At 65.0% G+C, this 13,959-nt stretch carries 21 protein-coding genes; 12 read left to right on the top strand and 9 right to left on the bottom strand.

Features of this window, described 5'->3' with window-relative positions; genetic code table 11:
• Together mshD and BB28_RS03520 are read right to left on the bottom strand one after the other, a co-directional pair.
• The gene (gene mshD / locus BB28_RS03525) at positions 1–894 is read right to left on the bottom strand and encodes a mycothiol synthase (RefSeq protein WP_046252541.1); all 894 of its coding nucleotides are present in this window, start codon (positions 892–894) and stop codon (positions 1–3) included.
• 20 nt (positions 895–914) lie between these two features.
• Positions 915–1,727, bottom strand: a complete 813-nt coding sequence (locus BB28_RS03520) for a winged helix-turn-helix transcriptional regulator (RefSeq protein ID WP_225422031.1) — start codon at positions 1,725–1,727, stop codon at positions 915–917.
• Between BB28_RS03520 and BB28_RS25770 the strand changes: the two genes are divergently transcribed.
• From BB28_RS25770 to BB28_RS03495, 7 genes are all read left to right on the top strand, one after another.
• On the top strand, positions 1,662–1,802 hold the full coding sequence (locus BB28_RS25770) for a hypothetical protein (protein ID WP_225421977.1): 141 nt from the start codon (positions 1,662–1,664) through the stop codon (positions 1,800–1,802). The genes BB28_RS03520 and BB28_RS25770 overlap by 66 nt on opposite strands.
• A gap of 81 nt (positions 1,803–1,883) precedes the next feature.
• Entirely contained in the window at positions 1,884–2,681 is a 798-nt protein-coding gene (lmeA, locus tag BB28_RS03515; protein ID WP_046255501.1) for a mannan chain length control protein LmeA, read from the top strand.
• Between the two features lie 44 nt (positions 2,682–2,725).
• Entirely contained in the window at positions 2,726–3,145 is a 420-nt protein-coding gene (locus BB28_RS03510; RefSeq protein ID WP_081252340.1) for a thioredoxin family protein, read from the top strand.
• Positions 3,146–3,155: 10 nt separating this feature from the next.
• On the top strand, positions 3,156–3,242 hold the full coding sequence (locus BB28_RS25765; protein ID WP_353615267.1) for an Ms5788A family Cys-rich leader peptide: 87 nt from the start codon (positions 3,156–3,158) through the stop codon (positions 3,240–3,242).
• A 69-nt stretch (positions 3,243–3,311) separates the two neighbouring features.
• A complete protein-coding gene (locus BB28_RS03505) occupies positions 3,312–3,785 on the top strand; it encodes a DUF4395 domain-containing protein (protein WP_046252539.1) in 474 nt (157 codons plus the stop codon).
• A gap of 40 nt (positions 3,786–3,825) precedes the next feature.
• Positions 3,826–4,659 (top strand): sulfurtransferase, encoded by an 834-nt coding sequence (locus BB28_RS03500; RefSeq protein ID WP_046252538.1) that lies wholly within the window; start codon positions 3,826–3,828, stop codon positions 4,657–4,659.
• Between the two features lie 2 nt (positions 4,660–4,661).
• Complete coding sequence (locus BB28_RS03495) at positions 4,662–4,967, top strand: DUF1416 domain-containing protein (RefSeq protein ID WP_005064245.1); 306 nt, start codon at positions 4,662–4,664, stop codon at positions 4,965–4,967.
• Between the two features lie 99 nt (positions 4,968–5,066).
• Here the strand turns inward: BB28_RS03495 and BB28_RS03490 are convergent, their stop codons facing one another.
• From BB28_RS03490 to BB28_RS03475, 4 genes are all read right to left on the bottom strand, one after another.
• A complete protein-coding gene (locus BB28_RS03490; protein ID WP_046252537.1) occupies positions 5,067–5,636 on the bottom strand; it encodes a hypothetical protein in 570 nt (189 codons plus the stop codon).
• A gap of 40 nt (positions 5,637–5,676) precedes the next feature.
• The gene (locus tag BB28_RS03485) at positions 5,677–6,255 is read right to left on the bottom strand and encodes a hypothetical protein (RefSeq protein WP_046252536.1); all 579 of its coding nucleotides are present in this window, start codon (positions 6,253–6,255) and stop codon (positions 5,677–5,679) included.
• 18 nt (positions 6,256–6,273) lie between these two features.
• Entirely contained in the window at positions 6,274–6,921 is a 648-nt protein-coding gene (locus BB28_RS03480; protein ID WP_419894518.1) for an MspA family porin, read from the bottom strand.
• A 308-nt stretch (positions 6,922–7,229) separates the two neighbouring features.
• The gene (locus tag BB28_RS03475) at positions 7,230–8,630 is read right to left on the bottom strand and encodes an ATP-binding protein (RefSeq protein ID WP_046255499.1); all 1,401 of its coding nucleotides are present in this window, start codon (positions 8,628–8,630) and stop codon (positions 7,230–7,232) included.
• A 191-nt stretch (positions 8,631–8,821) separates the two neighbouring features.
• Between BB28_RS03475 and BB28_RS03470 the strand changes: the two genes are divergently transcribed.
• Positions 8,822–9,475, top strand: a complete 654-nt coding sequence (locus tag BB28_RS03470; protein WP_046252535.1) for a response regulator — start codon at positions 8,822–8,824, stop codon at positions 9,473–9,475.
• A gap of 45 nt (positions 9,476–9,520) precedes the next feature.
• On the opposite strand, the gene BB28_RS03465 is transcribed toward BB28_RS03470, so the two are convergent.
• Together BB28_RS03465 and BB28_RS03460 are read right to left on the bottom strand one after the other, a co-directional pair.
• A complete protein-coding gene (locus BB28_RS03465) occupies positions 9,521–9,886 on the bottom strand; it encodes a hypothetical protein (RefSeq protein WP_046255498.1) in 366 nt (121 codons plus the stop codon).
• 135 nt (positions 9,887–10,021) lie between these two features.
• Positions 10,022–10,396: a hypothetical protein gene (locus BB28_RS03460; RefSeq protein WP_078313682.1), complete on the bottom strand. Its 375-nt coding sequence runs from the start codon at positions 10,394–10,396 to the stop codon at positions 10,022–10,024.
• A 195-nt stretch (positions 10,397–10,591) separates the two neighbouring features.
• Here BB28_RS03460 and BB28_RS25235 point away from each other — a divergent pair, with 195 nt between their 5' ends.
• Complete coding sequence (locus BB28_RS25235; RefSeq protein WP_162269692.1) at positions 10,592–10,747, top strand: hypothetical protein; 156 nt, start codon at positions 10,592–10,594, stop codon at positions 10,745–10,747.
• A complete protein-coding gene (locus BB28_RS03455; protein WP_046252533.1) occupies positions 10,744–11,361 on the top strand; it encodes a heme-binding beta-barrel domain-containing protein in 618 nt (205 codons plus the stop codon). The genes BB28_RS25235 and BB28_RS03455 overlap by 4 nt, the downstream gene beginning before the upstream one ends.
• 300 nt (positions 11,362–11,661) lie before the next feature.
• On the opposite strand, the gene BB28_RS03450 is transcribed toward BB28_RS03455, so the two are convergent.
• Positions 11,662–12,516, bottom strand: coding sequence for an aminodeoxychorismate lyase (locus BB28_RS03450; RefSeq protein WP_046252532.1), 855 nt, complete (start codon positions 12,514–12,516; stop codon positions 11,662–11,664).
• A 37-nt stretch (positions 12,517–12,553) separates the two neighbouring features.
• Between BB28_RS03450 and ygfZ the strand changes: the two genes are divergently transcribed.
• Together ygfZ and BB28_RS24360 are read left to right on the top strand one after the other, a co-directional pair.
• The gene (ygfZ, locus tag BB28_RS03445; RefSeq protein ID WP_046252531.1) at positions 12,554–13,648 is read left to right on the top strand and encodes a CAF17-like 4Fe-4S cluster assembly/insertion protein YgfZ; all 1,095 of its coding nucleotides are present in this window, start codon (positions 12,554–12,556) and stop codon (positions 13,646–13,648) included.
• 115 nt (positions 13,649–13,763) lie between these two features.
• A complete protein-coding gene (locus BB28_RS24360) occupies positions 13,764–13,943 on the top strand; it encodes a DUF3073 domain-containing protein (protein ID WP_030094235.1) in 180 nt (59 codons plus the stop codon).
• Positions 13,944–13,959: the final 16 nt, after the last annotated feature.

Genomic DNA, 13,959 nt, shown 5'->3' with positions numbered 1-13,959 from the left:
TCAGGCCCGACCGTATGCCGCGTCGGTGTGGAATACCGCAAATCCCAGCCGCTCATACGTCCGCAGGGCCGCGCCATTGTCCGACTCGACGTACAGCAACACGGTGCCCAGACCGGCATCAGCCAGATGATGCAGTCCCACCAAAGTCAACAGATGGCCTAGTCTCCGGCCCTGCGCGGTGGGGTCAACCCCGACGACGTACACCTCGCCCACTCCAGGCTTGTCCAAATGCCTTTTGGTCCAATGAAATCCGAGAAGATCGCCGGTCTGCGCATCGTGTGCGAGGAACAACCCACCCGGATCGAACCACGGTTCGGCGAACCGGGCGGACAGATCGTCCTGACCCCAGCCTCCTTGCTCCGGATGCCAGGCGAACGCGGCATTGTTTACCCGCAGAATGTCCGAATCATCTTGTGGCCCAGCGTAATGGCGGATCACGACATTCGCATCGGCGGAGATGGCAGGCAGATCGGCCAGCGGGCGCCGCATCTGGTGCAGTCGCCGCACCGCGACCAGTCCGAGCGTGGCGGCCAGTGCCCGGGCGGGCGGAAGGTCGCCATGCGCCCAGATACGGGTACCGTCACCCCCCTCCGCAAGGGCCAGCCGGATCATCGCCGAGCCGATTCCGCGCCGCCGCGCCCCCGGCGCGACCACCAATTCGGCCATCGCCGTGGCATTCTCATCGGCGGCGCGCTCATCGGGCAGCACCAAATTCAGGTACCCCGCCACATCGTCACCGTCCTCGGCGACCAGATGCTTGGCCCCGGTTCCACGCAGCTCCCGCAGCACCTGCTCCCCCACCGGGGCAATGCCGTCGACGCGAGTGGCCTCGACAATCAACTCACGTATCTGCAATTGACGCTGATCATCAAGAAGCGGGACCCATTCGGTCATACCGCCACGCTAGTCGTGATTCAGCCCGCGTTGCGCGCCCCTGGTCCGGCGGTGATGTCCTCATCGGCGCCGTCATCATCCACGCCATCGTGCACGTCGTCGTCCAGTTCAGCGTCGCCGTCAGGGTCCACGCCACCGGCACTCTCGGATCCGCCGGCATCGCCCTTGGCGCGCGGCGGGCGCACCGCCTTGTAACCGACATTGCGCACGGTGCCGATGAGCGATTCGTACTCACCGCCCAGCTTGGCGCGCAGCCGTCGCACATGGACGTCCACGGTGCGGGTGCCACCGAAGAAGTCGTATCCCCACACCTCCTGAAGCAGCTGGGCCCTGGTGAATACCCGGCCGGCATGCTGCGCCAGATACTTGAGCAGCTCGAACTCCTTGTAGGTGAGGTCGAGCGGGCGGCCACGCAACCGCGCGGTGTACGTGCCCTCATCGATGACCAGTTCGCCGAGCACCACCTTGCTGGCGTTCTCCACGTTGACCGCACCCGCGCGGCGCCCCACCAGCAGACGCAGCCGCGCGTCGATCTCAGCGGGTCCCGTGCCGGGCAGCAGGATGTCGTCCAGACCCCAGTCGACGTTGACTGCCACCAGGCTGCCTTCGTTGACCACGGCGACCACCGGAACCGAGGATCCGGCCGCGCCCAGCAGTCGGCACAGTCCGCGCGCCGACGCCAGATCGGTGCGCGCATCGACGATCGCCACGTCGGCGGAGCCCGCCTCTAACAGCGAGGACACCTCGCTGGGCACCGGTCGCACGGTATGGGCGAGCAGCGACAGGGACGGCAGTACCGCGTCCGGATTTGGGTCAGCGGTCAGCAGCAACAGGTCCAACGAGCCCTCCAACACCCGGGTGCTTCGGTCTCCAGGTGTTCCATAATGTACCGCGCCACCTGCTTGTAAGCGTGGATGAGCCGCCTGCGTGAACACCAGCAGTCCGTGGCCGAGAACCGCGAACGCGCGGGAGTACGCCAGAATGTGCAGATGCGCAAACCCCTGATCGCCACTATCGCGGCGGTATGTGCACTGGCAATCGTGGCCACCGGCACCGATTTCGGGTTTGCGATTTACGCCGAATACCGGCTGTCCCGGACCCTGCGCGCCGAGGCGAATCTGAGCTCCGATCCGTCCGTCGCCATCTTGGTGTTCCCGTTCATTCCCCAGGCTCTGGCGCACCGGTACAAGGAAGTAGAGATCAAGGCGCATGGCGTGGACCATGCGGAGACGGGGAAGGCAACGCTGGAAGGCACGCTGCACGGCATCGATATCTCCCAGGCGTCCTGGTTGATCCGCCCGGACTCCCCGCTGCGGGTGGATCGGGTGGAGAGCCGGATCATCATCGACTCCAATCACCTGGGTCGATTCATGGGGATCAACGACCTCGCCGTCGAACCGCCTCCGAAAGAACAGAACGATGCCACCGGCGGCACCACCGAATCGGGCATCTCCACCGGAACCGGCCTGCTGTTCACCGGTACTCCGAAGTCGGGTGATTTCCAACATAAGGTGACCGTGTCCGTAGACGTCTCCGTCGGGGGACGCGACAAGACAGACCTTCAGCTCGTCGCCACATCCGTGGTCACAGGCCCGGGAACGGCCGACCGCGACGTGCCCGAGGAACAGCAGGCGGGCGTGTTCGCGGCGTTCACCAAGGTGGTCCCCCGGCAGAAGCTCCCCTTTGCCATCGAACCAACAACGGTCGGCGCACGTGGATCAGATGTGATCATCGAAGGTATCGCCAAGGGAGTAACCATCTCCCTGGACGCGTTCAAGCAGTCATGACGCCAGGTTTGTCCGCTCTTCAGGCGAGCGGCTCATCGCCACTGGTGACCGCGGTCATTGCGATCGCGGTCGCGCTGCTGGCGTCGAGCCTCATCGCGGTCGCCATCAAGAGCAAGTCCGGCAAGCTACGTGCCGGCCCCGGCGGCTCGGACGAGGCGCAAGCCCCGCCCGGGATCGCGCTCTCTGCCACCGGACCGACAATCGTGCACTTCAGCGCGGTGTGGTGCGGCCCGTGCGCGGCGGTCCGCCGCGTCGTGGACCAGGTGTCGGCCGAGCAGCCCGAGGTGGCGCATATAGAGGTAGATATCGACGCAAACCCCGACGCGGCTCGGGCCCTCTCGGTGTTGTCGCTGCCGACCACCTTCATCTTCGATGCCACCGGACGGCAGGCATATCGAGTCTCCGGAGTGCCGAAGGCCGCGGACCTGCGCACTGCCCTGCAAGGCATGACGCAGCCGGGGTAAACTCGTCGCCGTGCAAGCCCGCCTTGAGCCGATGCTCACCAAACGACGCGCTGTCGATCTGTGCCGCGTCGCGGGCTGCTGCTGTTGTTGCTGCTAATCGCGGCCACCTTCGAGTGTGCCGTAACAGGTGTAGCCATATCCGCCACCCTTAGGAGCACAACAACCCATGACCACTGCCAACTCAACGCCCGCAATCACGCAGGTTGACGTTCGCGGACCCCGCTTCGTCGCGTGGGTCACCACCACTGTTCTCATCATCACCCTGGCGGTATCTGCCGTGTCGCCGGTGGCGGCCGCGGTCATCCTGGGACTCCAGGCGGTGGTCTTTGCGATCGGCGCGCTGCTCGGGCCGCATCGCGGCCCCTACGGGACGATCTTCCGGACGCTGATTCAGCCCAGGCTGAGCCCGGTGACCGAACGCGAGCCCATCCCGCCGCTGCAGTTCGCCCAACTGCTGGGCTTCACCTTCGCCGCGGTCGGAACCATCGGGTTCGCCACCGGCGTCACATTGGTCGGCTTGATCGCGACGGCGTTCGCGCTGGGCGCTGCCTTCTTGAACGCCGCCTTCGGCATCTGCCTGGGCTGCCAGCTGTACCCTCTCGTCACCCGTTTCCGCCGCACACAACCGTCGGCTCAGTAACCCGACAAAACCAACTAGTTACCCTGAAAGGAAGCCCTTTATGGCACGCTCTGACGTCCTGGTCTCCGCCCAATGGGCGCAAGACAACCTCTCCGCCCCCAACACGGTGTTCGTGGAGGTGGACGAGGACACCAGCGCGTACGACGTCGGCCACATTGAGGGCGCCGTCAGGCTGGACTGGAAGACCGACCTGCAGGATGCGGTGAAGCGCGACTTCGTCGACCAGCAGCAGTTCTCGAAGCTGCTGTCCGACAAGGGCATCGGCAATGATGACACCGTGGTCCTCTACGGCGGCAACAACAACTGGTTCGCCGCGTACGCCTACTGGTACTTCAAGCTGTACGGGCACCAGGACGTGAAGCTCCTCGACGGCGGCCGCAAGAAGTGGGAGCTGGATGGCCGCGCGCTGTCCACCGACACCGTCTCCCGGCCCGCGACGTCCTACCAGGCCGCCGCCCCGGACAACTCCATCCGCGCTTTCCGCGACGAGGTGATCGCCGCCATCGGTGCCAAGAACCTGGTCGACGTGCGTTCGCCCGACGAGTTCTCCGGCAAGATCCTGGCTCCCGCGCACCTCCCGCAGGAGCAGAGCCAGCGCCCCGGGCACGTCCCCGGCGCCATCAACGTCCCGTGGAGCAAGGCAGCCAATGAAGACGGCACCTTCAAGTCGGATGAGGAGCTGGCCAAGCTCTACGCCGATGCGGGGCTGGACGGTGAAAAGGAAACCATCGCGTACTGCCGCATCGGTGAGCGTTCCTCGCACACCTGGTTCGTGTTGCAGGAACTCCTGGGACACCAGAACGTGACGAACTACGACGGCAGTTGGACCGAATACGGCTCCCTGGTGGGAGCCCCGATCGAGTTGGGAAGCTAGTTATGTGCAGTGCACCGAAGCAGGGCCTGGCCATTCCGGCGGGCGTCGACGTGGAGAAGGAAACCGTGATCACCGGCCGCGTGGTCGATGGCAACGGCCAGACGGTGGGCGGTGCATTTGTGCGCCTGCTGGATTCCTCCGATGAGTTCACCGCCGAGGTGGTGGCGTCGGCGACCGGCGACTTCCGATTCTTCGCCGCACCGGGCGACTGGACGCTGCGGGCGTTGTCCTCGGCCGGGAACGGCACCGCGACGGTGAGCCCCACCGGCGCCGGCATCCACGAGGTCGACATCAAGATCGAAAGCTGAGGCCTTTCGCTCTATCTCGATAAGGCACCCAGGTACGTATTCAGCCCGGATCACGTACCTGGGTGCCTTTTCGTGTCAGCAGCCGACCGCCCGACGGATTCAGTTCGCGGTGTCCGGTGCGGCGACCGCGCTCCGAGCCGGTTGCCGCGCCTCCAGGCCAGGCATCGGCGCATCCGGCACGGCCCCCGTGGGGGCCGGATTCTCCAGTCCGAGGGGCTGCCCGGTAGGGATGTTCTGCCGGCCGGTGGCGGCCGTCGCCCCCGGCGCAGTGCCTCCGGCAGCCTCCGGTGCGTCGGTCCGCTGCATGGGCGAGGACGGACGGGCGCCAAACACCTGGCCGAGCGGACCGGCTTCATGTGGCTTGACCGTCACATGCTTCAGTTGCACACCCAGCCGATCGCCCGGCATACCCACGTGGGATGACATGGGGTCGGCGTTGGTCATCGCCCTGGTGCCGCCGGCGTCGCGGACCCGAGGTGGCGGAGTCAACGACCAAATGGACTGCAACCCATAGACACCGGGGTAATAGCCGATGTATCCGGGCGGCGTGTAGATCTGCCCGGTGGGGTCTCCCGGAACAGACGGGTCGGCCGCCGCGATGGGCGCGCCGAGTACACCGGCACCCACGAACGCCGCGATGACACCGGCCTGGCGAATTCGAGCTCTCATACTCTCAGGTCCCTCGTGTTGTATTGCGGTGCAGGATAATTCAGTGCGATGCGGCAGGGCCGAGGTCCGGTCCGCTGTTGAGTGAGCCGGGCGCGATGGTCCCGTTGTCCTTCGGCTGAACGGACTCGCTGTCGGCAGCCGGTGGTGGTTGATGGGTGCCCGGGACGGGATCTTCCAGACCACCTGGGACGCCACCGGGCGAACTGGCACCAGGCACCACGCCGGCAGAGGGATCGGGCGCACCGATCGAGTCCATCGGCGATTCCGGCCGCACACCCGGCGCGACTCCCAGCGTCGAGTTGCGCAACGGTTCGACACCGAGTTCCGAGCCGGGCATTCCATACTCGGCCGACACCGAATCGGTATTGCTCATGGCGCTGGTGCCGGCCGCGTCGAGGACGCGGCGCGGCCGCATCCAGAAGCCGAGGATGTAGGTGTAGGCGCCGGGCTGGTGACCGATCCGGCCCGGCATGTTGTGGTACGGGAGCCCGTCGTACCCCGGCGGCGGCCCCGGAGGGACAGGTGGCGACGGAGCGGCGAGTGCGGCCGGTGCGAGGACAAGACCCGCGCCCAGGAGAGCGACGAGCAGTCCCGACCCCTTGCTGATGCGTGATGCCATTCGGGTAACCGTCCTCGTCTAGATCTTGATGGGTTCGCCATAGATGGCGTACGAGGAATGGGCATTGGTGGTCGAGATCCGCAGGTAGCCGTAGGACCGGATGGTGACGTCCCCACCGCAAGCGTCCACCTTGACATGCAGGTTCGTCACGTCCAGTGTTGCCCGGCCCGCGGGATTGAGCGCCATATTCGACATCGGCAGATCAACGATGACACCGGGTTCCAGATCTGTCTGCACGTATCCCGTGGCACCGGCTCCCGCCGATCCGCCGATGGAGTTACTCGAGCCCAGCGAGCCCGTTCCGCTCACACCTCCGGACACGGCACCACCCAGCTGCAAGCCACTGGACACGTCGGACTGACAGCCCAACTGGTATCCCATGATGAAGAGGCTGTCGACAATCGAGCCCTGCCCGCCGCTGACGGTCGCCGAGGAGTAGAGGTTGACGAAGGCCTCACGGGAGTTCGTGGCATTGGCGAGGTTCGGGATCGAGTTGACCACCTCGTTGTAACTGTTCAAATGAATATGCCAACCATCCGGCGTCACCTGATCCAGATCCTCCGGCAGCATGGTCACCGGTTCCGCTAATGCCGCGGGCGCTTCCATTGCCGCCATGGAGCAGAGCACTGCCACAACACATGCAGTGCGCGTAAATCGATCCAGCATTCCCGCCATGTGACCCTTTCCAATGGTCTTAAACATCTGCAACACATCAATGAGAAGCGCCATTTAGGCAGACAGAATTCAGTCGCAATTCGAGTTCATACTTCGGAAACAATCTGCCGTTTCATCAGGCAAGATTGCAAAAACTCCCGAGTTAAAATCGCTCTCCCACTGAACGGGTCTCATCTAGCTAGAGAGCAGTTAACGCCGCCTCGAATCTCGGTTAACGGAGACTAAACGCGGAATTTGTTGTGGTTTGCCGCTATTAGGCAGGTGGGGTTTCCCCCCATACGCACACGGCGGCTACTCGATCAGCGGATCGGAATCGAAATATCCAGGGATGTGCCGCGTCCGACGGGGCTGGACACGCTCAACTGCCCACCGAGCGCTTCGACCCTGTCAGTCAGCCCAACGAGTCCCGAACCTCTACGAGGATTGGCCCCACCCACGCCGTCATCACGAATGGCCATACAGAGATTGGCCCCCTCACATCGCACCGAAACCCGCACCACGCTCGCCGCGGAGTGTTTGGCGGCATTGGCAAGTGCCTCCGCCAGCACGTAGTACGCGGCCATCTCGACCGACTCGCCAACGGCGCCATCGACATTCACCTCGATGGTGACCGGAACAGCCGAACGGCGAGCCAGCGTGCACAATGCGGGCCGCAAGCCGCTGGACAAGATCGCCGGGTGAACACCACGCGAGAATTCCTGAAGATCTTCGGCGACGCCGACCAACCCGGCATTCAGCTCGGCGAGTTGGCCGGCCAGGTCCGGAGCACCGACCGGCAGCTCCGCCGTCATCATGCCGAGCCGCAGGCGCAGCGAGGCCAGGCGCTGCTGGACACCGTCGTGTAAATCGCGCTCCAGACGACGACGTGCCTCATCGGCTGCTGTCACGATCCGCGCGCGCGAGGCCGTCAGCTCTTCGCGGGTGTGAGCATTCGCGATGGCAGTGGCCGCCAGATCGGCAAAGTCATTGACGGGCGCAACCTCAAGGCGGTCCCCCCGTAACACCGCGGCACCCCAGGTGTTCCAGCCGACACGGATCGGGGTACACAAGCTGGCGCCGAATCCCAGCGCCTCTTCGGGAGGCACATCGTCATCCAGCGCGAGCTGGGTTCCCGGAACGTGGCCCAGCCCTACGTCGCCGGATGCCGCGACAATGGTGACGTTGTTGCCCGCCTCGTAACGCAACAGAACCGCGGTGTCGGCGTGCAGACAATGGACCATCTCGTCGACCAATGCTGCGAAGACCTCCGCCGGCGCTACCTCACGCGCGACCAGCGTCGCTATTCGGCGCAACCCGGCCTGTTGCTCGGCGATAGCGGCCGCCTCCCGGCGGCGCGCTTCGACCTCGTTGGTGCGTGCACGAGCCAGGCTTGCCAACCCATTGGCGACCAGCGCGGCAACCAGGAAAATGACGTGGACCACGCCATTTTGCAGCTCAACCGACAGCACGTGACCGTTCGGCCAATCCCGGACGTAGTCGAACGTGATGGCACTTGCGATGGAGGTGAGCACCGCGAGCCGCAGGCCCCAGATCGCCGATACGACCAAGATGCCCAGAAGGTAGATGGTGCCCATGCGCTCGGTAGGCGCGATCTGCCGCAGCAGCAGCGCGACAACGGTTTCGGAGACGAGAAAGCCTGCGGCCACCAGGATCCCCAGAGTCGCCGAAGGGGGCGCACCCGGCCGGAAAGGCAGGGTCAGCCATCCCCGGAGTCTGGGTGACGACGCGCGGCGGTCATCGCCGACCGCGTCGCCGGCCACCCTGGACCGCCGCCCCAGTGGCAGCGTTGAGATGGTGGGGGTCACGTCTGGAAACTTCCTTACCTCCGGGACCCAGATACGTCCCGCCACTTCGAATATAGCCACGCAGGTTGCGCGGCTACCCTGACGCTGTGGTCGCCTTGCGGGTGGTAATCGCCGATGATGACGTACTCCTTCGTGAGGGGATTGCCAGCCTTCTCGAACGTTCGAGTTTCGAGGTTGTCGGCCAGGCACGCGACGGCGCCGGCCTGATGGCCTTGGTCAGGGCTCAACGGCCCGACCTCGTCGTCACGGACATCCGGATGCCGCCGGCGCACACCACGGAGGGACTCGACGCAGCCCGGGCGATACACAAGGAATTCCCCGAAGTCGGGGTGCTGGTCCTTTCCGCACATGTGGAAGTGGAGTACGCGATCGAGCTCGTAGCCACCGGCGGTGGACGCGGCTACCTCCTCAAGAGCCGCATCGGTGATGTCGCGGAGTTCGTTGACGCACTGAACCGGATTGCCGGCGGGGCCGCGGTGCTGGATCCCGCACTGGTCAGAGAGCTGGTGGTGACGCGCCGCCAGGATCACCCGATCGACGCCCTGAGTCAACGGGAACGGGAGGTACTGGGGGTGATGGCCGAGGGCTATTCCAATGCCGGTATCGCCCGCAGACTGTGGATTACGGAAAGCACCGTCGAAAAGCACGTCCACAATGTGATGACGAAGTTGAATCTCACCGAAACCGACGAGTATCACCGCCGGGTGCTGGCGGTGATCACCTTCCTGGCGGGCAGCTGATCCCGGACAGGTAAATCGACTGTCCCCGAAGGTTTTCCGGCTGACCTATGACGCAGTGTTTCCACAGACAACACCCGGGTTCTCGCATTCGGGACCGGTGGCGTCAGGCAGCTGCGCCCATTCTGGCTGGCCGCGTTCACTCTGAACCTGGTCGGGATACCAGATTCCCGTACGGCAGATGACGCCCCTGTCCATGCACTGTGGCCCGGTGCCATCGGGATGGTCGACCCAACCACCGGCACTGTCGCGCGGTTGCTGCGCTTCGGAAGGGGCCATGCCTCCGTCGAGCCATTCGCCATCGTGGTTCGGCGATGGCACCGGGGTGGGCTTGTCGGGCGTCGCATACGCGACACCCGGCGTCGCCATCACGAGCGCGAGACTGACCAGACCCATGCCGATGCCCCGGAGAATTGATTTTGATTGCCACACAGTTGATTTCTTATTCGCGACGCCCACCGGGAAATCGTCCCGCGGGTACCGGCAGCGGGCATCCAGACGGACACCCAATGTTCATGGGGGATTACCCCCAAAGATCGCGAGCGTGCGCTAGTAGGACCAGCTGCCGGAGGGCTGCACGACGAATCCGTGCTCGCCGTAATGCCGGTCCGGTGGATCTGGTGTGTCCTTTGGCCAGGAATCGGGTTTCTTGGCCTGGCACGCCAGCGCATCCTCGGCGATGACCGCACAAACAACGCCGTTACCCGGCGCGATCTTGGACCCGGTGGGTAACAGCGGGTAGGCGCGATCGTTGGGCGTCTGGTCGTACTGTGCGATGAGACCCGGCTTGGTCAATGACACCGCCACCGAGTTCATGCCCTGGCCGGCTCCCACGATCCCCCCGGTACACGACACCCCCAGATCCGCGATCATGTTGCTCTGGCAGGCGAGGCCGCCGGGAGTGCTGAACACCCAGCCCGACATGCTCGGGTGCGCGCCGATCACCCGGTAGTCGCCGAGGTCGACCGCGGGATAGGAGTCGACGTCCGGGAACTTGGGTGGTTGCGCGTTCGCTATGGGCGCTGCCACAAGCCCCACAGACACCGCAAAGGGCGCGAAAAACGCAGCTAAGAATCGGCTCCACAAGATCCTCACACCCCTCCATCGCAGTAGCTGAATGTGACGTTACCCGGCGAGTTGTGGGTCACACCGTTGTCCCAGGTAAGCTCCCTTTCCGTGGTGCTCTTCTTCGAGATCGCGTTGGTGGCTGCCGTTGTCGTCATCACCTGGTTCGCGCTGTACGCGCTGTACCGGCTGATCACCGACGAGTCGTGACGGAACCAGATCCGACCGCCGCCGAGCCGCGGCCATCGGTGGGCCGGAACGTCCCCACTTTTCAAGACCTTCCTGCCCCTGCCGATACCGCGAACCTGCGCGAGGGCCCGGACCTCAACCAGGCGATGCTTGCGCTGCTGCCCCTGGTCGGGGTGTGGCGCGGCGAGGGCGAAGGCCGGGATGGCGACGCCGACTACCGCTTTGGACAGCAGATCATCGTCGCGCACGACGGCAGCGACTATCTCACGTGGGATTCGCGGTCATGGCGTCTGGATGCCGACGGACACTTCGAGAGGCTGACCCTGCGCGAGAGCGGATTCTGGCGGTTCGCGCCCGATCCCGATGATCCCGACGAAAAGCAGGCCATCGAGCTGGTGCTGGCACATGCCGCGGGTTTCGTCGAGCTGTTCTATGGCCATCCGCGCAATGCCTCGTCCTGGGAGTTGGTCACCGATGCGCTGGCCCGGAGTAAGTCCGGAGCACTCATCGGCGGGGCCAAGCGTCTATACGGCATCGTCGACGGTGGCGACCTCGCCTATGTCGAGGAGCGGGTGGGCGCCGACGGCGGTCTGTCACCGCATCTGTCGGCACGGTTGTCGCGTTTCGCGGGCTAGAACTTCCCCGCTGTCGCTCGTCACCGGGCACGTCGGCGAGTCTTTCCGGCCGCCCCAGAAAAGGGGGCGGCCCCCGAACCGTTCGGCTCGATCGGACTAATCGAGGGTTCGGGGGCCGGGTGGCTGCCGTGGATTTGCCCACCGCAGCACATGGCTGCAGCTAGCGAGCAGCCACCTCACATGTCCAATAAGCAATCAATTTGTCGGACCACCTCCTTCCTTGTGTACCGACGACGGTACGACGCAAGAGAGTGCGCGACAACCGATTTATTCTGCGGCGATCCGAACTGACGATCAGAACTAGAGCGTGATGGCCTTGTCGACCAGCTCGGGCAGCCGCGCCGCCAGCGGCCCCGCGGGACGATCGGCACCGTCGAGCGTGCGCACCCGGGCCGCAAGCGTGATGCTGGCCAGCATCCAAACATCTTGGGCGGCAACTAGATCAGCGGGCTTCACGGCCTCGCACCGGCATGGGATGCCCTGGGCCGCAGCCACTTCGAAGAGCGCACGCTGAGTGGTTCCGTGCAAGATTCCGTGCTCCGGAAAAGGGGTGACCAGTGCGTCACCGGTGTCCACGATGACCGTCGAGCGCGGGCCCTCAAGCACGAATCCGTCCGAACTGACGAAGATGACGTCCTGAGCCCCTTGATTTTCGGCGTACCGCAGGGCGGACATGTTGACTGCGTAGGACAACGTCTTGGCCCCCGACAGCAGCCAGGGCAGCGGATCGGCGGGCTGTGCGGGCAGCCCACGATCCAGGGTGATCACCGAGACGCCATCGCGACGCGCCAGCAGCGACCGCTCGGGCACCGGCGCGATGGTCAGATATGCCGTTGCACCCCCGCCGCTTTCACGCCCACGGGTGTACACAAGGCGTAGCATCGCATCCGCGCTCGACATCGAGTTCCATTGCTGCACACCAATCTCGACCGCCGTGCGCCAAGCGGGCCGATCAGGTTCGGATAGATCCATCGCTGCGGCCGATGTGGCCATCCGGTCCAGATGCGCCTCCAGCTTGCAGACGACACCGCCTCGCACCAACAGCGTCTCGAACGCGCCATCGCCACGAACGGCGGCGAGCTCATCGGCGTACAACAACGGCACCGTCGGGTCGTGCACTTCACCGTCGAGTGTGACCAGCACCGCTACCGCCATGGGCAATGAGATTAGCGGTCGTAGAGTTGAAAACATCATGACGGCCATCTACGTCCCTGAAGGTAACCCCGACACCGGTGCGGTGTGGCACTACGGCGACCCCCTCGGCGAGCAGCGGACCGCCCTGACCGGTGCCGTTCTTGTCGATCGATCGACGCGCCCCGTCATCACCCTGACCGGTGCCGAACGGCTGAGCTGGTTGCACACGATCTCCAGTCAGCATGTCGCCGACCTGCAGGACGGTCAGACGCGCGAGAACCTCAGCCTCGACGGGCAGGGGCGGGTCGAGGACCACTGGGTGCAAACCGATCTGGACGGCGTCACATACCTGGACACCGAGCCGTGGCGGGGCCAGGCGCTGAAGGATTTCCTCACCAAAATGGTGTTCTGGGCGAAGGTCGAGGTCTCGTCGTCCGAACTGAAGCTTTTCACCCTGCTGGGACCGGACACCTCCGGCCTGGCCGGAAAGCTGGGCCTCTCGACGCTCCCCGGATTCGAGCGTGCGGTCGCGTTGCCCGGCGGCGGCCTTATCAGGCGCATGCCGTGGCCACTGCCCGATGCGACGTTCGACCTCCTGGTTCCCTCCGGCCACGAGCTCACCGAGCGCCTTGGTCTACGCCCAGCCGGGCTGTGGGCGTTCGAGGCGCTTCGCGTCGCCGCCGCGCGGCCACGACTCTCCCTGGACACCGACGAGCGGACCATCCCGCACGAGGTGGCGTGGATCGCGGTCGACGACGATCCCCGAGCCGTCCATCTGGCCAAGGGCTGCTACCGCGGGCAGGAGACCGTGGCCCGGGTCCACAATCTAGGTAAGCCACCGCGGGTGCTGGTGTTGCTACATCTTGATGGCTCTGCCGATCGCCCATCCACCGGTGACGAGGTGGCAGCCGGCGGGCGTTCCGTGGGCCGGGTGGGCTCTGTGGTCGACCATGTTGACCTGGGCCCCATCGCCCTGGCTCTGCTCAAACGGCCAGTGGTCGAGGCCCTCGCCAAGGGCGATCAGACTCCCCTCACAGCTGGGCCGGCGGCGGCCGCGATCGACCTCGATCTACTGCCCGAACTGCATGGTCAGCAGGCTGGACGCGAGGCAATCAACCGTCTGCGACAAGGTTCGGCTCAACCGGGCAGTTAGGGCGTGCAGCAGTTGGTGGATCGGCACGCTAAACTATCGTCAGGATCGATAAACAAACTCCACCGGAGCCGCCCTGAAATCGGGCCGCTCCGCTATTGCGCGAGGGGGTTCCCCCATGGGCCGCGGCCGGGCAAAGGCAAAGCAGACCAAGGTTGCTCGCGAGCTGAAATACAGCTCTCCTAACACGGATCTCGAGCAACTCCGCCGTGAGCTTTCGGGGGCTCCGGTATCTCAGCCGGACGATGACCGCACCGGCGATCGCTGGACTGAAGACGAGGACGCCTGGCGCCGCTAAGGCTCCAGGTATCGCT

The organism is Mycobacteroides chelonae CCUG 47445, assembly GCF_001632805.1.
Classification (GTDB): domain Bacteria; phylum Actinomycetota; class Actinomycetes; order Mycobacteriales; family Mycobacteriaceae; genus Mycobacterium; species Mycobacterium chelonae.
This window is presented reverse-complemented; position numbering and strand designations above follow the sequence as displayed.

Bases quoted from the DNA above. Each gene is read 5' to 3' on its own strand.
- lmeA (WP_046255501.1), top strand. From the start codon at position 1,884: ATGCGCAAACCCCTGATCGCCACTATCGCGGCGGTATGTGCACTGGCA.
- BB28_RS03480 (WP_419894518.1), bottom strand. From the start codon at position 6,921: ATGCTGGATCGATTTACGCGCACTGCATGTGTTGTGGCAGTGCTCTGC.
- BB28_RS03450 (WP_046252532.1), bottom strand. From the start codon at position 12,516: ATGGCGGTAGCGGTGCTGGTCACACTCGACGGTGAAGTGCACGACCCG.
- BB28_RS03485 (WP_046252536.1), bottom strand. From the start codon at position 6,255: ATGGCATCACGCATCAGCAAGGGGTCGGGACTGCTCGTCGCTCTCCTG.
- BB28_RS03495 (WP_005064245.1), top strand. From the start codon at position 4,662: ATGTGCAGTGCACCGAAGCAGGGCCTGGCCATTCCGGCGGGCGTCGAC.
- BB28_RS24360 (WP_030094235.1), top strand. From the start codon at position 13,764: ATGGGCCGCGGCCGGGCAAAGGCAAAGCAGACCAAGGTTGCTCGCGAG.
- BB28_RS25770 (WP_225421977.1), top strand. From the start codon at position 1,662: ATGGGCGAGCAGCGACAGGGACGGCAGTACCGCGTCCGGATTTGGGTC.
- BB28_RS03500 (WP_046252538.1), top strand. From the start codon at position 3,826: ATGGCACGCTCTGACGTCCTGGTCTCCGCCCAATGGGCGCAAGACAAC.
- mshD (WP_046252541.1), bottom strand. From the start codon at position 894: ATGACCGAATGGGTCCCGCTTCTTGATGATCAGCGTCAATTGCAGATA.
- BB28_RS03505 (WP_046252539.1), top strand. From the start codon at position 3,312: ATGACCACTGCCAACTCAACGCCCGCAATCACGCAGGTTGACGTTCGC.
- ygfZ (WP_046252531.1), top strand. From the start codon at position 12,554: ATGACGGCCATCTACGTCCCTGAAGGTAACCCCGACACCGGTGCGGTG.
- BB28_RS03490 (WP_046252537.1), bottom strand. From the start codon at position 5,636: ATGAGAGCTCGAATTCGCCAGGCCGGTGTCATCGCGGCGTTCGTGGGT.
- BB28_RS03460 (WP_078313682.1), bottom strand. From the start codon at position 10,396: ATGTCGGGCTGGGTGTTCAGCACTCCCGGCGGCCTCGCCTGCCAGAGC.